Raw genomic sequence first — 21,688 nt, forward strand, 5'->3', positions numbered from 1 at the left:
CGCGCCGGCCCCATGGCTAGGCGATGGCCTTGCCGGGGTTGAGCAGGTCGTGCGGGTCCAGCGCCGCCTTGATCGCCCGCTGGGTACGGCGGGCCGGCTCGCCCAGCTCCCGCTCCAGCCAGGACCGCTTGAGCAGGCCGACCCCGTGCTCGCCGGTGACCGTGCCGCCGAGCCGCAGCGCCAGGGCGACGATCTCGTCGAAGACCTGGAAGGCCAGGACCTCGGCGCCGGCGTCGCCGTGCGGGTAGACGACCGTCGGGTGCATGTTGCCGTCGCCGGCGTGGCCGAACAGGCCCACGGTCATGTCCCGGTCCCTCGCGATGGCCTCGACGCCCTCGATCAGCTCCACCAGCCTCGGCAGCGGCACCGCCACGTCGTCGAGCAGCGTCGCGCCCAGGCGCTCCAGCGCCGGGTAGGCGAGCCTGCGGGCCTGCATGAGCATCTCGGACTCCGCGGCGTCGTCGGCCACGATGACCTCGCTCGCCCCCGCGCACGCGGCCTCGATGCGCCGCAGGTCCTCCTCGTGCGGCGAGTCGGACTGGGCGATGACCATCGCCGCGGTGGTCGCCTCGACGCCGAGCGGCTGCCACTCCTCGATGGCGCGCAGCGTCGTGGCGTCGATGATCTCCAGGATCGACGGCTCGGCGCCGGAGGCCAGCACGGCCGTCACCGCCGCCCCGGCCGCCGCGGCCGAGTCGAACTGGGCCACGATCGTGCGCGGCGGCGCCGGAGCCGGGCGCAGCGCGAGCGTGAGCTCGGTGATGACGGCCAGCGTGCCCTCGGAGCCGACGAGCAGGCTGGTCAGGTCGTAGCCGGCGACGCCCTTGACCGTGCGCCCGCCGGTGCGCAGCACCGAGCCGTCGGCGAGCACCGCTTCGAGGCCGCGTACGTAGTCGCCGGTCACGCCGTACTTCACGCAGCACATGCCGCCCGCGTTGGTGGCGGCGTTGCCGCCCACGGTGCACATCTCGTAGCTGCCCGGGTCGGGCGGGTAGAACAGGCCGTGCTCGGCCACGGCCTTGCGCAGGTCGGCGTTGACCACGCCGGGCTGCACGGTGGCCAGCCGCTCGGCCCGGTCGACGCTCAGGATGCGGTTCATCCGCTGGGTGGACAGCACCAGGCAGCCGTCGACGGCGTTGGCCGCCCCGGCCAGGCCGCTGCCCGCGCCGCGGACCACGATCGGCGCGCCGTAGGCGGCGGCGGTGGCGACGGCGGCGGCCACCTGGGCGGTGTCCTCGGGCATGGCGACCGCGGCCGGCAGCCCGGCGGGCAGGCCGGGCGCCTGGTCACGGCGGTAGGAGTCCATGACGTCTGCGTCGTCCAGCACGGTCAGGCCGGGGACGGCGCCGCGCAGCGCGGCGGCGAGGTCAGCCATCGCGGCGGCCCGGGAACACGAGCGACGCACGGCGGGCGGGGGCGGGGCGGCGGGTCACAGCGACTCCGTTCGGTAGTGCAAAACGTAGTTCGCCGGGTAAGCCTAGCGTCCGCTGTACAGCGCGGTGAGGCGGGCCGCGTGCGCGCGGACGGTGTCCCCGATCTGGTGGATGCGCCACACGGGAAGGTCGAGCTTGAGGCCGGTCACGCTGATCGCGCCGGCCACCTCGCCCCGGTGGTCGCGGACGGCCGAGCCGACGCAGAAGACGCCTTCCGCGTCCTCCTCGTCGTCGACGGAGTAGCCGCGCCGCCGGATCTCGGTCAGGTCGGCGACGAGGGCCGCCGGATCGGTGATGGTGTGGGCGGTGCGGGCGGGCAGGCCGTACTGCTCGATGATGCGCGCGGAGTCGGCCTCGGGCAGCTCCGCCAGCAGGGCCTTGCCGAGGCCGGTGCAGTGGGGCGCCTCGCGGTGGCCCATGTGCAGGTCGAAGCGGACCGCGGAGGGGGCGTCGACCCGGCCGACGATGACGGCGAAGCCGTTCTCGGGAACCGCCACGCGCGAGGACATCCCGGTCTCGGCGGTCAGGTCGTCGAGGACCGGGCGGGCCAGGTTGCGCAGCGACACCTGGGCCATCGCGTTCTCGCCGAGGCGGGCGAGCGCGAGCCCGAGGCGGTAGCGGCGCGAGGCGCCCTCGCCCTGGGAGGCCACGAAGCCGTGCATCTCCAGGGTCTGCAGGGTGGAGAACGTCGCGCTCTTGGAACCGCCGACCTCGCGGGAGATCTCGGTCACGGTCCGGCCGTCGCGCTGGGCCAGGCACTCCAGGATCTCGACCGCGCGCGAGACGCTGCGGACCTCGTAGCGCTTGTCCAGTTCGTTCGTCATCACCGAACAAGCGTGTCCGAATCCGGAAAGCATTGTCAACCGCGGTGTTCGGTGGTGGAGAGGGCTATTCTGTGATGCCGAACGGCGCGGGAGGGTCCGGCGTGTGGGGACCAGGCCGGCCGTCTGAGGAAGCACGGGAGACGGCACGACCTGGTCGGAGACGAAGAGCGCGTGACGCCGGGGTCAGATCACGGCACGCGCGGGTTGCGGCGCACGTCGGACCAGGTGCGGCGATCGGTGCAGATGCCACAGTCCGGGCCGTAGAAGACGGGACGCGCCTCGGGGTCGTCCATGAGCTGCAGGCGGAACCAGGCCGTGGTCGGCGCCGCGAACGGGCCCGGGTCGCCGGCGACCGTGATGTGGTCGGCGCCTCTCACCTCGCCGTACAGGGCCGGAATGTGGTCGGCGTCGTTGTAGAAGGCCTTGACGAGCGCGGGCCAGACGATGCTGTCGTACTGCCCGGCCATCAGGAAGGCGGGTCCGCGCACGGCGTCGATGTCGGCCAGCGGCCCCGGCTGGATCGGCAGAATCGTGTCAACCCTCGGGTCCGCGCCGACCACGATGGCGGCGGCGCCGCCCTGGGAGTGGCCGGAGGCGCCGATGCGGTCGAGGGCGACGCGGCCGTGGAAGACGCTGGACGGGTCGGCGTCGCGGGCGGTCAGGCCGTCGATCCCGGCGCGCATCGAGATGCCGAGGTTCGACATGGGCGTGTTGGCGGCCGAGACGATGAAGCCGTGCGAGGCCCAGTGCAGCAGCAGCTCACGGTAGACGAGCGGCACGGCCCCGGTGCCGTTGCCCCAGACGATCACCGGGTGGCGCAGCGGGCTGCGGGCGATGTCGCGCGGGTAGTAGAGCGTGTTGACCGCGCCGATCTCGACGGCGGTCGCGTACGGGCCCGGCGCGCCCCAGTCGCCGCCCGCGGACGGGAAGGCGGCGCCGGCATGGGCGGGGGCGGTGGTGATGGCGGCGGTTAACGCCAGCAAGGCGACGAGCAGGCGGCGGAACACGGCGTCCTCCAGGCTGGGGGGTTTGCTCGATCGTGGCCGCGACGGCGCCCGCCGTCAGTCCGCACATGCGGCAATCATTGACGGTGCGGTTTGTGCAATGTGACGATCCGCTGATGGCAGATCTGCACACCCGCATGGCCCCGCGCGTCCGCGAGCTCACCGGCGAGGTGGTCGCCCGCTGCGCCGCCGAACTGCCCTTCTACCGGGACCTGCCGCGCGAGGTGCTGGAAGGCGAGGTCACCCGATCGGTCACGGCCGTGTTCGGCCTGCTCCTGCGGGCGTTACGCCGCCAGGACGCGGTCGGGCCCGGTGAGCTGGCCAGGCTCATCGAGTGGTCGGCCCGGCGGGCGGAGCAGCGGGTCCCGCTGGAGGCGGCGCTGGCCGCGTACCTGATCGGCGCCGAGACGTGGTGGCGCGCGCTCGGCGCCGCCGCCGAGCCGCACGAACTGGCCGAGGCGGGCGCGGGCCTGCTCGGCTGCCTGCGCACAGCCATGCCCGCCGTCGCCCTGGCCCACCAGCAGGCGCTTGAGGACATCAGCGGGGAGGACAAGAGGGTACGGCGCGCGTTGCTGGCCGCCCTTCTCGGCGGCCGCCCGCACGAGGCGCTGGCCGGTGCGGCGGGCGTCGAGCTTGGGCAGGCGCACGAGGTGGTCTGCTTCGCCTTCGACCAGACGCCGCCCCCGCGACTGGTGCAGTCGGCCCTGGACGCCCACGCCGGCACACTCGTCCTGGCCGACCACACCGAGGGCATCGCCCTGCTCCCCTCGGCCGGGGCGGCGCTGTGGGAGACGCTGACCGCGGCCGTGGGCGGCGACGCGCTGCTCAGCGCCGCCGCGGCCACCGGCCTGGGTGGTGTCCCGGAGGCGGCCGAGGAGGCCCGCAGGGTCCTGGAACTGGTCCAGCGCCTCGGCCGCCCGCCCGGCCTTTACCGGTTCGACGACGTGCTGGTGGAGTACCAGCTCGCCCGCCCCGGCAACGGCCTGACCCGCCTGGCGGCCAAACTGGACCCGCTGGACGAGCACCCTTACCTGCTGGAGACGCTGCGCGCGTACGTCAGACGAGGCCACAACCGCCGCCAGACCTCGCTGGACCTGCACATCCACCGCAACACCCTCGACTACCGGCTGCACCGGGTGGCCGCGCTGACCGGCCTGGACCTGACCGTCCCCGCCGAGGCCCGCCTCCTGGAAGCCGCCCTGACCGCCCGCACCCTGAACCCCTGACACGATCGTTCGCGACCCACCGGTAAGGCAACTGCTACCGGACGTTACCCGTGGTGTTCCCGGTGACAGAGCGACGTGCGGGGCATGCTTGGGAAGGGCTGGTCGCCATACGAGGAGGTAGTCCATGCTGAGTGTCCGGTTCGGCGCGGCCGCGATGGCCCTGGCGCTCCCCGTCGCCGGGTCCGCGCCGGTCGAGGCGAAGGCGCGGGTGCGGGCTCTCGCCACGTACCAGGTCGTCACCGGTGAGCCGGTCACCGCCGCCCCGGGCGACGGCCGGCAGTCGTTCGCGAGGTGCCCGGCGGGAACCGTGGTGCTCGGCGGCGGCGAGTCGAACACCGTGCTGCTGCCGACCGGGGCCGAGCTCACCTCCTCGAAGCCGGACATCTACAACAACGGGTGGATCACCAGCTTCCACAACGGGTCGCAACTGCTTCCCGTCACTCTTCGCACGCACGCGGTCTGCGGCAGCGGGATCACCGGGCACGAGTTCAACCTCCTGCGGGACCAGCTCGTCCCGCGCGGCCGTACCCGCAAGGAGTTCTCGCTCGGCTGCCCGGCGGGTTCGCTGACGCTGGGCGGCGGCAGCGACGGACCCCAGGGGCTGAGGCTGCTCGACTCCTACCCGGGCGGCGGTAACGACTGGCAGAGCACGGTCCACAACCTCTCCCTGACCTCGGATCTGCGCACCACGCTCTTCACCATCTGCGGAAGCGGCGTCACCAGGTCCCTTCAGCTGAGCGACACGGTCAAGGTCGCCAAGGGCGGTCGCGCGAACACCTCGGTCACCTGCCCGGCGGGGTCGAAGGTGCTGAGCGGCGGGGGCGACTCCGCCCCGCGCGGCGGCAACCTGATCACCGACACCTACCCGAGCTCGGACGGGACGACCTGGACCGTCCACGTCAAGAACATCATCGACGAGGACTCCTTCATGCGCGTCAGGGCGTTCTGCGGAAGCTGACGTCGGAGCTCGTGTACGCCTTGACGAGTTGCTTGAAGATCGTGTCGGCGGCGCGGGTGCCGAGGCGGTTGGTCACGACCATCAGCGTCACCCCGCGGGCCTGGTCCGTGCCGCCCAGCGTGTTGAACCCGCCGTAAGCGCCCGAGTGCCCGAGCCAGGAGCGGCCGCCGGCCTCGAAGATCTCCGTGGCCATCCCGTAGGGCTCCTTCGCCGCGACGGACTGCGGGGTGGGCTTGATCATCGCCCGTACGGTTGCCGGCCTCAGCAGCCGTTTCCTCGCGTACAGCGCGTCGATGAACTGGGCGCCGCCGAGCGCGGTCCCGGCGAACAGGCCGTCGCCCCAGGGCAGGCCGAACATGTCGGCCGGGATGCCGGTGTCGCCGTGGTGGGTGAACATGTCGACCTTCCCCAGGCCGGGGAGGTCCTCGTAACCGTGGGCGAAGCGGGCGTAGTCGGACCGCTTACGCTCCATCGTCAGCACCCTGCCGTCCTCGGGCACGACGGAGCCGGCGCGGGCGGTGAAGGCGTTGACGGCGGCGGTGAGCTTCCGGTCCCCGCCCGCGCGCACGCTCAGCACATGGGCCAGGATGAGGAACCCGGTGTTGGAGTAGCTGTACGTCTTGCCGGGGTTCACCGGCGCGCGCAGGCCGCGGGCGATCATCCGCCACGTGTACGGCACGCCCGGCCGATACCGGTCGCCACCGGGCATCAGCGGGGCCAGCTCGGGCGATTCGTACACGTCGGGATAGCCGCCGGTGTGGGTGAGCAGCATCCGCAGCGTGACCACGCCGGAGCCGGGCACGGTGTTGCCGACGTAGGCCCTGATCGGGGTGTCCATGGCGAGCTCGCCGGCCTCGACCTGGCTGAGCGCGTAGGCGGCCAGCAGCAGCTTGCTGTAGCTCGCGAAGCCGAACATCGTGTCGTCGGTGACGGGGGCGGGTGGGGCGTCGACGGCGTTGCCGGACCTGCCCGACCAGACGAGCCGGCCGTGGCGCAGGATGACCGCCTGGACGCCCGGGTCGCCCGCCTTGGCGGCGCCCTCGGCCAGGGCGGCGTCCAGCGCGTCACTCAGGCCGGCGCCCGAGCGGGCCGAGGTGGCCGCGGTGGCGGGGGCGGCGGTGAGGAGGAGCCCGGTGAGGCTGACGAGGGCCAGGAGCGCTCGGGTTCTGGTGGCCGGCATGGCTGCCCGTTCCTTTCTGGAGGGGAATGCACAGGACCTCGGACAAGAACACGTCACCAGTGTGAGAGCGCTCCCTGGTGTGCGGCTTTGGGGTGATCGCCAAACCCGGGGCCGCCCGGCTTATCGGATCGGCCAAAGAACCTTCTGGATGCCGCTCCGCAGGTCCGCCACGGCTCAGGGATCGGCGGGGACCACCGGCGATCAGGGGGAGCCGGCCTCCTGATGGTGCGGGCCGATTTACGGTCCCTTTCTTGACATTTCGGACACCTGGTGAATAGTGTCCGGTCAATCGGCAGGCACAGACGAAGACATCCCTGTCAGTGGTCTTCGTCTGTGCTTTTGTCATTTCCGGACCGCTGGCAAGGGACTACACCCCCCTGAAAGGCGGCTGGGCATGAGCGACGCCCCCGTGAACACCGCGATGACCCGCATCCGCAACGCAGCCGACGCGGCCGACGTCATCGACACCCTGAAAAGCCTGCCCCTCAGGGCGAACTGGATCTGGTTCCTCGCCCTGGCGGGCCTGTTCCTGGACGCCTACTCCAACGCCGCCCTGGGCGCCGGCCTGTCTCCCATGGTCAAGCAGCTCGGCCTCTCGCCGGGCCAGGTGGGCCTGCTCACCGCCATGGCGCCGGCCGTCGCCATCGTCTCCAACCCGTTCGGCGGCTGGCTGGCCGCGCGCATCGGCCGGATCAAGCCGCTGCTCCTGACCAAGGTGGTGTTCGGGCTCGGCGCGCTGCTGACCGCGACCGGCTCCGACTTCCAGACCGTCTTCGCCGGGCGCGCGCTGGTCGGCATCGCCTACGGCATCGACTTCGCGGTGGCCATGGCGCTGCTGGCCGAGTACACGCCGGCCTCGCTCAAGGGCAGGCTCAACTTCTGGCAAGGCGTCTGGTACACGGCCACCACCACGAACCTGCTGCTCACGCTGGTGTTCTACCGTTTCGACGTGGGCGCGGACATCTGGCGCTGGTCGGTGGGCTCCTCGGCCGCCTTCGCCCTGGCGCTGCTGATCCTGCAGCTGACGTTCCTGGTGGAGAGCCCGACGTGGCTGGCCGCCAAGGGCCGGCTGCGCGAGTCCGCCGCGGCCTTGCGGCACATGTACGGCTTCGCCGTACAGGAAGACTCCCCGCAGGCAGGGGGTACGGCCCCGCAGGCGCGGCAGGTGGGGATGCGGGACGCCGGCGTGCTGTTCCGCAAGCCTTATCTGCCGCGCACGGTGCTGTCCACGGTCATCTCCCTCACCCAGGCCATGCAGTACTTCGCGGTCGGCTGGTACCTGCCGGTGATCAGCCTGGAGCTGTTCGGCAGGGAGTTCGAGAAGGCCACGATCGGATCGATGGCGTTCAACGCGGTCGGCATCGTCGGCGGCTGCCTGTCGGCCTACGCGGGGCGCCGCCTCGGGCTGCGGGTCAGCTCGATGACCGGCTACGCGGTGGTGTTCGCGGTCCTGCTGGTGATGGGCGCGACGTTCAAGGACCTGCCGATCGCGCTGGCCGCGCTGCTTCCCGCGCTGTTCATCTTCTTCCACTCCGCCGGTCCCGGCCCGAACGGCAAGTCGATCGCCGCGCTGTCCTACCGCAGTGACGTCCGCACCCTGGGCACCGGCGTGACCGGAATGCTGGGCAGCTTCGGCTCGGTCGCGGGCCTGTACCTGTTCCCGCAGTTGCAGGCGGGCATCGGGGTGGGCGCCAGCCTCATGGTGCTGTCGGTGGTGCCGCTGGCCGGACTGATCACCTGCCTGCTGATCAAGTGGGACCCCACCCGCGTGCAGGTCAACCTGGAAGAGGAGGCGATCGCGTTGCCGACCGGAGGCGGGAGCCGATGACCGGCGGAACCCGGCGCGGCGTCCTCAGCGTCGACGAGGGCACCACGGGCACCCGCGCCGCCATCGTCCTGGACGACGGCAGCGCGGCCCCGCCCGCGTACCGGCCCATCTCCGTCCATTCGCCCGACCACCTGCGGGTCGAGCAGGACGCCATGGAGATCTGGGAGAAGACCGCCGAGGTCTGCCTGGAGGCCCTGGCGTGGGCGCGCGCCCACGGGGTGGAGGTCACCGGCGTGTCGATCGCCACCCAGCGCGCCACCGTGCTGCTGTGGGACACCGTCACCGGCGAGCCGCTCACCCCCGCCGTGGTCTGGCAGGACCGCCGTTACGCCGCCCGGCTGCGCGCGTGGGAACCCGCCTGGGACGCCCGCCTGATCGAGCACACCGGCCGGCCGGTCGGCTCGCGCGCCCCGCTGCTGTGGGCCGCCGAGGTCATCCGCGACGACCCGGCCGTCCGCCGGGCGCACGACGCGGGCCGCGTGGCGTTCGGGTCGATCGACACCTGGCTGGTGTGGCGGCTCACCGGCGGCGCCCGGCACGTCATGTCCGCCACCAACGCGGTCGCCGCCGGCGCCTACGATCTGCGGACCGGCGACTGGTACGAGCTGTGGGCCGGCTTCCTCGGCTGCCCGCGCGAGGTCCTGCCCCGCATCCTCGACGAGGACGGCGACTACGGCCACACCGAACCGTCGGTGCTCGGCGTGCGACTGCCGGTGCTGTCCGTGATGGGCGACCAGCACGCGGCGATGATCGCGCTCGGCGCGCACCGGCCGGGCCAGGCCATGTGCGTGCACGGCACGGGAACGTTCCTGGACGCCGTCGCCGGTGACCGGCCGCCCACCCACCGCCGGGCGGTGCCGGGGGTGCTGACGCTGGTCGGCTGGCGCTCGCGCGGCTCGGCGGTGTTCAGCCTGGAGGGCTACGCCGCGACGACCGGTTCCGCGGTGCGCTGGCTGTGCGAGGAGATCGGGCTGTTCGACTCGCCAGCCCAGCTCGCCGCGCTCGCCCGCGAGCATCCCGGGCCCAGCCGGGTACGCTTCCTGCCCGCGCTGGCCGGCATGCGTACCCCGGTCTGGTCACCCGAGGCCACCGGCGCTCTGACGGGGCTGAGCCTGTCCACGACCAGGGCCGAACTGGCCCGCGGCGTCCTGGAGGGCATCGCGCACTCGGTGTGCGACCTGCTCGACGGGGTGGAGCGGGCGCTGGGCGAGCCGGTCACCGATCTGTTCTGCGGCGGCGGGCTGGCCAGCAGCGACGTGCTGATGGCCGCCCAGGCCGACCTCATCGGGCGGCCGGTGCGCCGCGCCCGCGCCAACGAGACGGCCAGCCTGCGCGGCGCCGCCTACCTCGGCGGCGTGCGCGCCCAGCTCTGGCCCGACCTGCCCGCCGCGCTCGCCGGGCTCGGCGACGTTCCCGTCTTCGAGCCCACGATGCCCGACGCCGCCCGCGAGGAGGCCCGTGCCGGCTGGCGCGACCTGCTCACCCGGCACATCTCGCACGTACAGGAGGAAACCCCCTCGTGATCCGGCTTCCAGGACGCAAGCCCCGATCGGAGACCAGGAGCGCCATCCGGCGCACCCCGCTGCGGCTGGACCGCCAGGCGCAGATCGAGCGGCTGGCCAGGCCGGTGGACGTGCTCGTCGTCGGCGGCGGCATCACCGGCTGCTACGCCGCGCTGGACGCCGCCACCCGCGGGCTGAGCGTGGCGCTGGTGGAACGCGACGACTTCGCCTCGGGCACCTCCTCCAAGTCCTCCAAGATGGTGCACGGCGGCCTGCGCTACATCGAGCAGGGCAACCTGCCGCTGGTACGCCGCTCGCTGCTGGAACGCCAGCGCTTCCGCCGCAACGCGCCGCACCTGGTCAGGCGGCTGCCGTTCGTGCTGCCGATCCTCACCCAGGACGGCGTGTTCGACGCGCGCGTCGCCAAGGCCTTCGAAGGCCTGCTGTGGACGTACGACCTGGCGGGCGGCTGGCGCATCGGCCGGCTGCACCGGCGGCTCAGCGTGGCCGAGGTGCTGGCCAGGGCCCCGAGGCTGCGCGCCGACCGGCTCAAGGGCGGATTGCTCTACTACGACAGCCGCACCGACGACGCCCGCCTGACCCTGACCATCGCCAGGACCGCCGCCCACTTCGGCGCCACCGTCCTGAACGGCGCCACCTGCCGCGAACTGGTCAAGGAGGGCGGCCGGGTGCGCGGCGCCCGCGTCGAGGTGGACGGCCGCACGGTCGAGGTGCGCGCCGGCGTGGTCGTCAACGCCACCGGCGTGTGGTCCGACACCCTGGACGCCCTGTCCGACCCGGCGCACCGGGCGCGGGTGCGTCCGGCCAAGGGCGTGCACATCGTCGTGCCGTGGACCCGGCTGCCGATCGACGGCACGGTGACCGTACCGGTGCCCGGCCGGGCCCGCCGCGCCACCTGCACCCGCTGGGGCGACGTGGTCGTGGTCGGCACCACCGACACCGACTACGACGGCTCGCCCGACGAGGTGCTGTGCACCCGCGAGGAGATGCGGTACCTGCTCGACGGCGCCAACACCGCCTTCGACGCCGAGCTCACCCCGGACGACGTGGTCGGCTCCCTCGCCGGGCTGCGCCCGCTGGTCGGCTCCAAGGAGGGCGCCACGCTCGACATGAGCCGCGACCACCAGATCACCACCGACTCCTTCGGCCTGGTCACGGTCACCGGCGGCAAGCTGACCACCAGCAGGCACATGGGCGAACTGGTGGTCGACCGGGCGCTGAAGGTGCTCGGCCGCCAGGCGCGCTGCCGTACCGCCAAACTGCCGTTGCTCGGCGGCGCCGGCTACGACGCCGAGGCCACGACCGCGACCGGCGGGCTCGGCGCCCACCTGGGTGAGCGGTACGGCACCGAGGCGCGCTTCGTCGCCGACCTGATCGCCGAGGACCCGTCGCTGGCCGGGCCGCTCATCGAGGGCGGCGAGTACCTGCGCGCCGAGGTGGTCTACGCGGCCAGGTACGAGCTGGCCAGGAACGTCGACGACGTGCTGTCGCGGCGCACCCGGATGCGGATCTTCGCCCGCGACCTGTCGGTCAAGGCGGCGCCCGAGGTGGGCCGGCTGCTCCAGCGCGAACTGGGACTGTCCGACGACGAGGTGGCCAGGCAGCTCGAGGACTACGTACGCGGCGTGGACCGCGAGAAGAGCGTACTGATGGAGGGACTTTCATGATCAGCAGGCAGACCGTCACCCACCCGTTCAACCGGGGCGACTACGTGGTCGGCGCGCCCACCCCGCCGCGCTGGGCCGCCGACTGCCCGCCGGGGACGGGCCCGGCCAGCCTGCAGGACCGGGTGGTGCCGGTCCCCGGAAGCGTGGTGGCGGAGCTGCGGGCGGTCGGCGCGGCCGTGCACACCGACAGGGACGAGGTGGTCCTGCGCACCCGCGACTGGTGGGCGGGCACCTCCATCGGCGAGACCGACGGCCGTCCGGCCACCCCGGAGGCGGTCGTGGTCGAGGTGGACGCGGAGGAGCAGGTGGCCGCCGTGGTCAGGATCTGCCACGAGCACCGCATCCCGCTGACCGTCTCGGCCGGCCGCAGCAACGTCCTGGGCGCCGCGCTGCCGGTGTTCGGCGGTGTGGTACTGGACGTGTGCCGGCTCAACCGCATCCTGTCCTACGACGCGGAATCCATGATCGTCGAGGTGCAGGCGGGCATGTTCGGCGACCTGTTCGAGAAGGAACTGCAGGAGACCCACGGCGCCACCACCGGGCACTGGCCGTCGGCGTTCGCCATCTCCACCGTCGGCGGCTGGGCCGCCTGCCGCGGCGCCGGCCAGCTCTCCACCCGCTACGGCAAGATCGAGGACATGGTGGTCGGCCTGGACGTGGTGCTGCCCGACGGCACCACCGCCAGCTACGGCACCTACCCGCGCGCCGCGGTCGGGCCCGACCTGCGGCAGTTGTTCATCGGCTCGGAAGGCACGCTGGGCGTCATCACCCGGCTGCGGCTGCGTACCCACCGGCTGCCGGACTACGCCGCGGGCATCGCCTACGGATTCGACACCTTCGCCGCCGGGCTCGACGCGTGCCGGGAGATCCTGCAGCGCGGCGCCACCCCGGCCGCGCTGCGCCTGTACGACGCGCACGAGAGCGGCACCCATTTCGGCCATCCGGAAACCAACCTGCTGCTCATCGCGGACGAGGGCGACCCGCTGCTGGTCGACGCCGTCATGGCCGTGGCGGAAGAGGTCTGCGCGGAACGCGCGTCGGTCACCCTGGACGGCGACGCGATCCTCGCCCGCTGGCTGGACGAGCGGATGATCGTCGGCAAGGCCGCGGACGGCTTCGTCAGGGGCCCCGGGTTCGTCTCCGACACCTGCGAGATCGCCGGGCCCTGGGCCGCGCTGCCCACCCTGTACGACGAGGTCGTGGCCGCCATCGAGGCCGTACCCGGCACCCTGCGCGCCTCCGCGCACCAGTCGCACGCCTACACCGACGGCGCCTGCCTGTACTTCTCGCTGCGCGGCGACGTCGAACGCGACCGGCGGCGGGACTGGTACCGGGCCGCCTGGGACGCCGCCGCCGAGGTGCTCATCAAGCACGGCGCGGCGATCAGCCACCACCACGGCGTCGGCCTGCTGCGCTCGCCGTACATGCGGGACGCGCTGGGGGAGGGCCACAACACCCTGGTGGCGCTCAAGCGGGCGCTCGACCCGCGCGGCATCATGAACCCCGGCAAGCTGGGCCTGCCCGGACCCTTCGAAAACACGGCGCACTAAGGTGGATGCGGTGAACTCTCGCCACAAGCGCCCCATGGACCGGCGCCTGCTCGCCGCACTGGCCGAGCATCCCGTCATGGCGTCGCTGGTCGGCGTGGAGATGGCCGAGCGGTTCACCTCCTCCACCGCCACGCCGCTCGGCATCCTGGCCTCGATCCCGCTCGGCGACCTGGCGGCGACGGTCGGGCTGACCGTGGAGGCCGGGAAGATCGGGTTCGTCAACATCGACTCGACGCCGGGGCTGGGGCACGACCCGGGGGCGCTGGCGTACCTGCGGGGGATCGGGGCGGTCGGGATCTGCTCCACCCGGCAGGCGATGATCGAACGGGCCACCGGGATGGGGCTGCTGACCATGCAGAAGGTGTTCGTGACCGACCGGTCCAACCTGCGGCGCAGCCTGCAGTCCATCACCCGTTCGCAGCCCGACCTGGTGCAGGTCATGCCGGCCATGGTGCTGCGGCACGTCGAGCGGCAGATCAGGGAGGTCGGGGTGCCGTGCCTGGCCGCGGGGTTCGTGCAGAGCGCGGACGACGTGGTGGCGGCGCTGAAGCACGGGGCCGTCGGCGTGTGCACCTCCGACGAGGAGCTGTGGGACCTGCGCCGCTCCTCGCTGCACGCCTCCTGAGAACCGCGTTCGTGTTTCGTGGAAGGACTCCTGCGATGACCTCTGCCCCCGTGCGGGAGGCCGCGCCCGCGCGGCGGGTCCGGTGGCCTTCCGGGTGGTCGCCGGCGCCCGCCGTGTTCGTCGTGCTGTGGAGCAGCGCGTTCATCGCCGGCATCCCGGGGGTGAAGGCGGCGCCGCCCCTGCTGCTGATGTTCGCCCGGTTCGCCGTCGCCGGGTTGTTGCTGGGCGCGTACGCGCTGGTCAGGCGGGTGCCGTGGCCGCGCGGACGGGCTCTGGTACACGTGGCCGTGGCCGGGCTGCTGATCCAGGCCGTGCAGTTCGGCGCCTTCTTCAGCGCGCTCGGCACCGGGCTGCCGGCCGCGGTCGTCTCCCTGGTGCAGGGGCTGAACCCGGTGGTCATCGTGCTGGCCGCGCGCTTCCTGGGGGAGCGGATCGGCGCCGGGCAGTGGCTCGGGTTCGGGCTCGGCCTGGCCGGGGTGGTGCTGGCGGTCGCCGACCGCGTCAGCCTGTCCGCCTCCGGGGTGGCGCTGTGCCTGCTCGGGCTGGCCGGGCTCAGCGCGGGCACCCTCTACCAGCAGCGGTACGTGCCCCGCATGGACGCGCTGAGCGGCACCGCCGTCCAACTGCTCGTCAGCGCGCCCGTCGCCGGGCTGGCCTGGGTGGCGACCGGGCCGATCGCGGTGTCGGACTGGACCGCCTTCGGGCTGGCCGTGGGCTGGATGGCGCTGGTCAACTCCATCGCGGCGTTCATCCTCCTCAACCGGATGCTGCTGCGCGCGCCGGCCAGCCGGGTGAGCACCCTGTTCTTCCTGACCCCCGCAGTGACCGCGGTGCTGGCCTGGTCGCTGGCCGGGCAGCCGCTGTCCCCGCTCGCGGTCGCCGGGCTCGTCCTGGGCGGCTGCGGGGTGCTGCTGGCCAACCTCTCGACAAGAAGGGCGATCTGATGCGGATTCGCGGAGCTGTCCTGGAAGAGATCGGCCGGGCGCGGCCGTACGCCGAATCGCGGCCTTTGACGGTTTGTGATCTTGAGCTTGACCCGCCGGGACCGGGCGAACTGCTCGTCAGGATAGAGGCCGCGGGCGTGTGCCACTCGGACCTGTCGGTCGTCGACGGCAACCGGGTACGGCCGCTGCCCATGCTCCTCGGCCACGAGGCGGCGGGCGTGGTGGAACGGACCGGCCCCGGCGTTCCCGGCCTCGCTCCCGGGCAGCGTGTCGTCATGACGTTCCTGCCCAGGTGCGGCGATTGCGACGGCTGCGCCACCGACGGCATCACGCCCTGCGTCGCGGGCAGTGCCGCCAACAACGGCGGCACCCTGCTGAGCGGCGCGGTCCGCCAGCACCGGGACGGGACGCCGGTGCTGCACCATCTCGGGGTGTCCGCGTTCGCCACGCACGCGGTCGTCGACCACCGCTCGGTCGTCCCGGTCGGCGACGACGTACCACCCGAGGTGGCCGCCCTGCTCGGCTGCGCCGTCCTGACCGGCGGCGGCGCTGTGCTCAACGTCGGCCGGCCGCGCCCCGGGCAGAGCGTCATGGTCGTCGGGCTGGGCGGCGTCGGCATGGCGGCCCTGCTCACCGCGCTGGCCCTCGACGACATCAGGGTCATCGGCGTGGACGCCAACCCCGCCAAGCTCGCCGCCGCCCGCGAACTGGGCGCCCACGAGGTGTACGGCCCGGCCGACCTGCCGGCCAGGGCCGAGGTCGTGGTCGAGGCGGCGGGCAGCGCGCGGGCGTTCGAGACCGCGGTGACCGCGACCGCCCCCGGCGGCCGCACCGTCAGCGTGGGCCTGCCCGCCCCCGGCGCCCGCGCCGCCATCTCCCCGCTCTCCCTGGTCGCCGAGGGACGCAGCATTGTCGGCAGCTACCTGGGCTCGGCACTGCCCGCCCGCGACATCCCGGTGTTCGCCCAGATGTGGCGCGAGGGCAGGCTGCCGGTGGAGAAGCTGGTGTCGTCCAGGATCGGCCTGGCGTCCATCAACGAGGCGATGGACCACCTGGCCGACGGCACCACCCTGCGCCAGCTGATCATCTTCGACCGGTAGTTTCACGCCGGCGTGAAAGTCCTCGAACGGCTCGGCGCGCGCTTCCTAGGCTGACCGAGGCGCCGGGCCCGTCCGAGATGCCCGGACCGCTTTCACGAAGGGACAGCTTCCATGCGCACCGCCTACCGCCTCGTCGTCACCGCCGGGGCGATCCTCTTCTGCCTGCTCGCCGGAGGGGGTGTGGCCAACGCCCTGCCGTGGGAGGCATCCAGCGTCCCCGCGCCCTGCCCGCCTCCGTTCTGCGGCCGGCCGGGCGCCGACAAGTGCGCGCCACCACACTGCGAGAACGTGCGGTCGGCAACCCACGAGAGGTGCGCGCCACCACACTGCGACAACCTGGCGGCGGCAACCCAGGTGAGGTGCGCGCCGCCGTGGTGCCCCGCCACCCCCCAGAGCGTAAAAAACGGACAAATCAGTCCCTAGTCGCCGCGTGAGCGGCTACCAAGGACGTATGCAGCACCTGTACTGGGACCTCGGATCTGTCGCGGTCGGCGCCCGCTTCGAGGTGGAACTGCGTGGCTCGGCCCGCCGGGTGTGCCTCATGGACGCCGACGAGTACCAGGCCTACCTCGACCAGGACGCCCACGAGTACTACGGCGGCTTCTCCGACACCAGCCCCGTCGTCCTGGAGGTCCCCTATGACGACGACTGGTACCTCGTCGTCGACGGCTACGGTGGGCGGGTGAAGGTCTGGGTCAGCCAGCTCTTCGACTGAGCACGCCGGGCCTTGCGCGCGCCCACGCGTAAGAGGGCCACGGATGACCCAGCAGGCCTACGCCAAGCGGCTCAATACGTGGGCCGATTGGGTGGAGCTGTCACGGGCGGTTCGGTGGCTGTTCGGCCTCCCGGCTGTTCGGCCTGAACGCTCCTCGGTATCCGGGATGCGGTCAGCCACAGGCCGGTGAACATGGCGCAGGCCAGCGTCACGACCCCCGCGACGAGGAAGGCGGTGTTGAGGCCGGATTCGAAGGAGGCGCCGCCGGATTGCCGCGTGTGCACGATCGCCCCGAGTACCGCCACGCCGAGTACCGCGCCGATCTGCCGGGTGGTGCTGCTGACGCCTGAGGCGAGGCCGCCCTCCTGCGGGCTGACCGCCTGGATGGCGGCCCCGGTCAGCGGCGACATGGTGAGTGCGAACCCGATGCCGACGACCGCCAGCCGCCACCACACGTTGCCGTAGCCGGTGTCGGCGTGGACGAGGCCCAGTGCCAGCAGCCCCAGCCCGGCCAGCGCCAGGCCGATGCCGGTGACGACGCGGTAGCCGTACCTGGCCGCGAACCGGCCCGCGTACGGGCTGACGACCACCATGGCCAGCGAGAGGGGCAAGGTCTGCAGTCCGGCGACCAGGATCGACGTGCCCTGGACGTAGACGAAGAACTGGGAGAAGAAGAACGACGACCCCATCAGCGCGAACCCGACCACCACCATGGCCGTGTTGGACACCGTGAACAGCCGCTGACGGAACAGCCGCAGCGGCAGCATCGGCGCCGGCACGCGACTCTCGACCACGACGAACGCGGCCAGCAGCGCCAGTCCGGCGGCGAAGCTGCCCAGGATCACCGGCGAGGTCCAGCCTCGGGAGCCGCCCTCGATCAGGCCGTACGTCACGGCGCCCACGCCCGCGACGGACAGGATCGTGCCGGGGACGTCGATCGGCGGCGCGCCCGGGTTGCGGGACTCTTTGAGCGCGCGCAGCCCGGCCAGCAGCAGGACCGCCCCGATGGGCACGTTGACCAGGAAGATGGCGGGCCAGCCGAAGGCCTCCACCAGGATTCCGCCCGCCAGCGGTCCGGCGGCCAGGCCGATGCCGCTGAACCCGGCCCACAACCCGATCGCTCTGACGCGCTCTTTCGGGGCGGGGTACGCGGCGGCGATGAGCGCGAGCGAGGCGGGGCTGAGCGCCGCGGCCCCGATGCCCTGCAGCACGCGTCCGGCGATCAGCCAGCCGATCGAGGGCGCGAGCGAACACACCACGGACGCGGCCGTGAACACCACCACCCCGGCCAGGAACACCCGCCTGCGGCCGAACCGGTCGGCGAAGACGCCGCCCGACAACAGCAGCATGGCCACCAGCAGCACGTAGGCGTCGACGATCCACTGCAGGCCGGTCAGCCCGGTGTGGAGCCGCTGCTGCATGTCGGGCAGGGCGGCGCCGACGATGGTGTTGTCGAGCAGCACCATGAACTGACCCGCGCAGGTCAGGGTGAGCAGTGCTTTCACGCACATCCCTCCTAAAAGCAGTTATCAACTGCGTTAGGAGAGACTCTAACGCAAGTCTCGACTGCGTTAAGGTGAGGAGCATGGATGAACAGGGGCGGGCCAGGCGGCCCGGCGGGCGCAGTGCCCGGGTCCGCGCGGCCGTGCACCAGGCCGTGACCGACCTGGTCGGCGAGCGCGGCTACGGGAACTTCACCGTCGGCGACGTCGCCGCCCGCGCGGGCGTGGCCGACACCAGCCTCTACCGCCGCTGGGGCAACCTCCAGGCCCTGCTCGGCGATGTGCTGCTGACCCGGCTCAACGCGCAGTCGCCGATGCCTGACACCGGCAGCCTGGCCGGTGATCTGCGGACCTACGCCGCCAACGTGGCCCGCGAGGTCACCGGCCCCGACGGCCTGGCGCTGGTACGGCTGACCGTCGCGCTGTCAGGCGAGGGCCGGCAGGGCCTCCAGGCGCGCGACGAACTCCTGGCCGACCGCACCAGGCAGTTGCAGGCCATGCTCGACCGCGCCCGCGACCGCGGCGAGGACCCGCCCGGCGCACTGGAGGTGCTGGACCATCTCCTGGCGCCGATCTACGTGCGCGTCCTGTTCGGCGCGGTCCCGCTCACCCCTGACTACCTCGACGGGTTGATCGACCGGCTGCTCGCCTGATCCAGACCCCGCCCTCGCGGGCACGTACTGGCGATCTCAAGGCGGCGAGCGCCTGCCCACTTTCCAAAGAGTTGTTGGGTAAGTCATAATCCCAACATGTCTTTGGAAAAGCGGGACGATCTGGTGCCGTTGCGCGCGCTGGCCAACCCGTTGCGTATCCGCATCGTGTCGCTGCTGACCGGCACGTCGATGTCGGCCACCGAGGTCGCCGACGAGCTGGGCATCGCGCACGCCTCGGCCAGCTACCACCTGCGGCAGCTGGCCAAGGCGGGCTTCCTGCGGCAGACCGATGAGCAGCCCGCGGCCGGGAGGGGGCGCCCGCGGCGGCGCTACCGGTACGACGTGTCCAGCGGCGACCGCATCGATCGATCGGAGGGGCGCCAGCTCCTTCACCAGGCGATGAGTGCCGACCTGGGCAGGCGCCTGGCCGAGACCGATCGCCAGCGCGTCTCCACCGATGCCGAGGTGTGGCTGGCCAGGCCCGTCTGGGAGGAGGTCGTCGGATTGATCAGCCAGGCCGTGGCGCTCGTTCACGACCACGCCGGCCCGCCGCGTGACGGTGTCAAGGTCAGCATGACGGCGCTCCTGCTCGAACTACGTGATGAGCGATGACCGGTCGCCTGCTCCTCTGCACGGGTGGTGCGTTCCTGTCGATCGGGCTGCTCATCCCCGCGGTGCCCCGCTTTGTCACCGGCCCCTTGGGCGGGCAGACGGGCTGGGTGGGCGTCTCGCTGGCCGTCACCGCGGCGGCCGGGTTGCTCGCCCGGCCGCTGGCCGGGCGGGTGGCCGATCGGTCGGGACGCCGGGCGGCCGTGTGGGCGGGCGCGCTGTTACTGTCCGGGTCGTCCCTGGCCCTGCTCACGGCCCGGGATCTGCCGCTCTTCCTCCTCCTGCGCGGGGTCGCCGGCATCGGTGAGGCGCTGGTGTACGTCGGTCTCGCCGCCCTGGCCAGCGACCACCGGCGCCCCGGCGCCGCGATCAACCACTTCTCCGTCGCCGTCAACGCCGGTCTGCTCATGGGACCGGCCGTCGCCGAGACGCTGTACGCCGCCGCCGGGTTCACCGCCGTCTGGATCACGGCCGCGGTCTCGGCGCTGGTGCCGGCGATCGCGGGCGCGACCGTGCCGAAGTCCATGAGCCCGCCGGGCTCGGGCACCCCACAGGCTCCATCCCGCCGCCCCAGGTCCGCGCTGCGAGCCGGCTTCGGCTACCTGGCCTCCGTGTGGGGCTACACCGTCGTCAGCGCCTTCCTGCCGCTGCACCTGGCCGCACTCGGGGCGGGCTCCGGCGGCCCGTACTTCCTCGCCTACGGGATCGTTCTCCTGGCCGTACGGCTGGCCGGGCAGCGCCTGCTCGCCACGGCCTCCCCAGCCCGCCTGGCCGTCACGTCCCTCCTGCTGACCGGGGCGGGATCGGTCCTGCTCGCCGCCTGGCCCTCGCCCACCGGAACCTGGTGCGCGATCGCGCTGACCGGCGCCGGACAGGGGCTGGGGCTGCCCGCCTTCCTCAGGATGGCGGTGTACGGCGTGCCGGCCGCCGCACGCGGATCCGCCGTGGCCACCACGACGGCCTTCTTCGACATCGGGTTCCTCAGCGCGGCCCTGACCCTCGGCGCCCTCGCCGGCCGGTGCGGCCTTTCCGGCGGCTTCGTCCTCGCCGGCGCCGTGTCCGCCGCGGGCGCTCTGCTGTTCCTGCCTCTTGTCCGCCACGACGAACACCAAGGAGCATCTCGTGACGCTTCCCGCCGCTGACCTGTCCCGCTACTCCGACGTCGTGTTCGACGTGGCCGTGCCCCTGCTGGCCGGCGACAGGGTGCTGATCAACGCCGAGATCGAGCATGCCCCGCTCGCCCGCGCGCTGGTCGAGGCCGCCTACGCCAGGGGCGCCCGCTACGTCGACATCTGGTACTTCGACCCGCATGCCAAAGGCTCGCGTATCCGGCACGCGGACGCCGCGACGCTGGCCGAGGTCCCCTCCTGGCTCGACGCCCGCAACGACGACCTCGAACGGCACGGCGGCGTCCTGGTCAACCTCCGCGGCGCCGCCGCGCCGGACCTCCTGGCAGGGCTCGATCCGGTACGCACGGGGCTGGACCGCATGCCGTCCCTGACCTCCCGCCAGCGGCTCCAGCTCAACAACCTCGTCCGCTGGACGATCATCCCCTGCCCGACCCCCGAGTGGGCCCGCACCGTCTTCGGCGAACCCGACGAGGACCGGCTGTGGCGGCACCTGCGCCGCATCCTCCGCCTCGACGAGCCCGACCCGCGCGCCGCCTGGCGGCAACGCATCGCCGACCTGCTCGACCGCGCCGGGCAGCTCACCGAGATGCGCCTGGACGCCGTGCGCTTCGAGGGCCCCGGCACCGACCTGACCATCGGCCTGCTCCCCGGCGCCCACTGGACCGCCGCCCGGCTGCGGGACGTCGAAGGCCGCCCGTTCCAGGCCAACCTGCCGACCGAGGAGGTGTTCACCACCCCCGACTACCGGCGTGTCGACGGCACCGTCCGCGCCACCCGGCCGCTGTCCCTGGACGGCAGCGTCATCCACGACCTCGAACTGACCTTCGCCGGCGGCGTCGTGACCGAGGTCAAGGCCAGTACCGGAGCCGACGTCGTGCGCACCCACCAGGCCACCGACGCGGGGGCGGCCCGCCTGGGTGAACTCGCCCTGGTCGACCGCTCCTCGCGTGTGGGCGAAAGCGGCATCACCTACATGGAGACCCTCCTGGACGAGAACGCCACCTGCCACCTGGCCTGGGGCGCGGGCCTTCCTCCCGGAGTACCCGCCCACCTGCGCACGGACGTCCCCGCGCGACTGGACGAGGCCGGCGTGAACACCTCCCGCGTGCACGTCGACTTCATGGTCGGCGGCCCCGACGTCACCGTCACCGGCCTGGCGCCCGGCCGGAACGTGGTGCTGCTGCGCGACGACACCTGGCAGTTCTGACCCCGGACCC

Annotated in this window: 19 protein-coding genes; 14 read left to right on the top strand and 5 right to left on the bottom strand. The window is 72.7% G+C overall.

Annotated elements, in window-relative coordinates:
• Nucleotides 1–16: 16 nt before the first annotated feature.
• The 3 genes from ACFWY5_RS39325 to ACFWY5_RS39335 form a co-directional block, all read right to left on the bottom strand.
• Nucleotides 17–1,375, bottom strand: coding sequence for an FAD-binding oxidoreductase (locus ACFWY5_RS39325; protein WP_379637829.1), 1,359 nt, complete (start codon nt 1,373–1,375; stop codon nt 17–19).
• A 102-nt stretch (nt 1,376–1,477) separates the two neighbouring features.
• Nucleotides 1,478–2,257, bottom strand: coding sequence for an IclR family transcriptional regulator (locus ACFWY5_RS39330; RefSeq protein WP_379623512.1), 780 nt, complete (start codon nt 2,255–2,257; stop codon nt 1,478–1,480).
• A 188-nt stretch (nt 2,258–2,445) separates the two neighbouring features.
• The gene (locus ACFWY5_RS39335) at nt 2,446–3,264 is read right to left on the bottom strand and encodes an acetylxylan esterase (RefSeq protein WP_379637830.1); all 819 of its coding nucleotides are present in this window, start codon (nt 3,262–3,264) and stop codon (nt 2,446–2,448) included.
• Nucleotides 3,265–3,377: 113 nt separating this feature from the next.
• Between ACFWY5_RS39335 and ACFWY5_RS39340 the strand changes: the two genes are divergently transcribed.
• Together ACFWY5_RS39340 and ACFWY5_RS39345 are read left to right on the top strand one after the other, a co-directional pair.
• On the top strand, nt 3,378–4,487 hold the full coding sequence (locus ACFWY5_RS39340) for a PucR family transcriptional regulator (RefSeq protein WP_379637831.1): 1,110 nt from the start codon (nt 3,378–3,380) through the stop codon (nt 4,485–4,487).
• Between the two features lie 124 nt (nt 4,488–4,611).
• Nucleotides 4,612–5,445, top strand: coding sequence for a hypothetical protein (locus ACFWY5_RS39345; protein WP_379623415.1), 834 nt, complete (start codon nt 4,612–4,614; stop codon nt 5,443–5,445).
• Here the strand turns inward: ACFWY5_RS39345 and ACFWY5_RS39350 are convergent.
• Nucleotides 5,423–6,625, bottom strand: a complete 1,203-nt coding sequence (locus ACFWY5_RS39350; protein WP_379637832.1) for a serine hydrolase domain-containing protein — start codon at nt 6,623–6,625, stop codon at nt 5,423–5,425. The genes ACFWY5_RS39345 and ACFWY5_RS39350 overlap by 23 nt on opposite strands.
• A 394-nt stretch (nt 6,626–7,019) precedes the next feature.
• Here ACFWY5_RS39350 and ACFWY5_RS39355 point away from each other — a divergent pair, with 394 nt between their 5' ends.
• From ACFWY5_RS39355 to ACFWY5_RS39390, 8 genes are all read left to right on the top strand, one after another.
• Nucleotides 7,020–8,453 carry an MFS transporter gene (locus ACFWY5_RS39355; protein ID WP_379637833.1) on the top strand — a complete coding sequence of 478 codons (1,434 nt, stop codon included), beginning with the start codon at nt 7,020–7,022 and terminating at the stop codon, nt 8,451–8,453.
• Nucleotides 8,450–9,976, top strand: coding sequence for an FGGY family carbohydrate kinase (locus ACFWY5_RS39360; protein ID WP_379637834.1), 1,527 nt, complete (start codon nt 8,450–8,452; stop codon nt 9,974–9,976). Before ACFWY5_RS39355 ends, ACFWY5_RS39360 begins: the two co-directional genes overlap by 4 nt.
• On the top strand, nt 9,973–11,643 hold the full coding sequence (locus ACFWY5_RS39365) for an FAD-dependent oxidoreductase (protein WP_379637835.1): 1,671 nt from the start codon (nt 9,973–9,975) through the stop codon (nt 11,641–11,643). Before ACFWY5_RS39360 ends, ACFWY5_RS39365 begins: the two co-directional genes overlap by 4 nt.
• On the top strand, nt 11,640–13,193 hold the full coding sequence (locus ACFWY5_RS39370; RefSeq protein WP_379637836.1) for an FAD-binding oxidoreductase: 1,554 nt from the start codon (nt 11,640–11,642) through the stop codon (nt 13,191–13,193). Before ACFWY5_RS39365 ends, ACFWY5_RS39370 begins: the two co-directional genes overlap by 4 nt.
• Before the next feature lie 10 nt (nt 13,194–13,203).
• Nucleotides 13,204–13,818, top strand: a complete 615-nt coding sequence (locus ACFWY5_RS39375) for a glycerol-3-phosphate responsive antiterminator (protein ID WP_379623427.1) — start codon at nt 13,204–13,206, stop codon at nt 13,816–13,818.
• A gap of 35 nt (nt 13,819–13,853) precedes the next feature.
• Entirely contained in the window at nt 13,854–14,762 is a 909-nt protein-coding gene (locus ACFWY5_RS39380; protein WP_379637837.1) for a DMT family transporter, read from the top strand.
• Nucleotides 14,762–15,862, top strand: coding sequence for an alcohol dehydrogenase catalytic domain-containing protein (locus ACFWY5_RS39385; protein WP_379637838.1), 1,101 nt, complete (start codon nt 14,762–14,764; stop codon nt 15,860–15,862). The genes ACFWY5_RS39380 and ACFWY5_RS39385 overlap by 1 nt, the downstream gene beginning before the upstream one ends.
• Before the next feature lie 451 nt (nt 15,863–16,313).
• The gene (locus ACFWY5_RS39390; protein ID WP_379623433.1) at nt 16,314–16,577 is read left to right on the top strand and encodes a DUF1883 domain-containing protein; all 264 of its coding nucleotides are present in this window, start codon (nt 16,314–16,316) and stop codon (nt 16,575–16,577) included.
• Between the two features lie 71 nt (nt 16,578–16,648).
• Here ACFWY5_RS39390 and ACFWY5_RS39395 read toward each other — a convergent pair whose 3' ends face one another.
• Nucleotides 16,649–18,082, bottom strand: a complete 1,434-nt coding sequence (locus ACFWY5_RS39395) for an MFS transporter (protein WP_379637839.1) — start codon at nt 18,080–18,082, stop codon at nt 16,649–16,651.
• An 80-nt stretch (nt 18,083–18,162) separates the two neighbouring features.
• On the opposite strand from ACFWY5_RS39395, the gene ACFWY5_RS39400 reads away from it, so the two are divergent.
• From ACFWY5_RS39400 to ACFWY5_RS39415, 4 genes are all read left to right on the top strand, one after another.
• A complete protein-coding gene (locus tag ACFWY5_RS39400; protein WP_379637840.1) occupies nt 18,163–18,732 on the top strand; it encodes a TetR/AcrR family transcriptional regulator in 570 nt (189 codons plus the stop codon).
• 96 nt (nt 18,733–18,828) lie between these two features.
• Nucleotides 18,829–19,344: an ArsR/SmtB family transcription factor gene (locus tag ACFWY5_RS39405; protein ID WP_379623439.1), complete on the top strand. Its 516-nt coding sequence runs from the start codon at nt 18,829–18,831 to the stop codon at nt 19,342–19,344.
• Nucleotides 19,341–20,483, top strand: coding sequence for an MFS transporter (locus ACFWY5_RS39410; protein ID WP_379637841.1), 1,143 nt, complete (start codon nt 19,341–19,343; stop codon nt 20,481–20,483). Before ACFWY5_RS39405 ends, ACFWY5_RS39410 begins: the two co-directional genes overlap by 4 nt.
• Nucleotides 20,464–21,678 (top strand): aminopeptidase, encoded by a 1,215-nt coding sequence (locus tag ACFWY5_RS39415; protein WP_379637842.1) that lies wholly within the window; start codon nt 20,464–20,466, stop codon nt 21,676–21,678. Before ACFWY5_RS39410 ends, ACFWY5_RS39415 begins: the two co-directional genes overlap by 20 nt.
• The last annotated feature ends 10 nt before the right edge of the window (nt 21,679–21,688 follow it).

This window comes from Nonomuraea sp. NPDC059007 (assembly GCF_042740555.1).
GTDB lineage: Bacteria > Actinomycetota > Actinomycetes > Streptosporangiales > Streptosporangiaceae > Nonomuraea.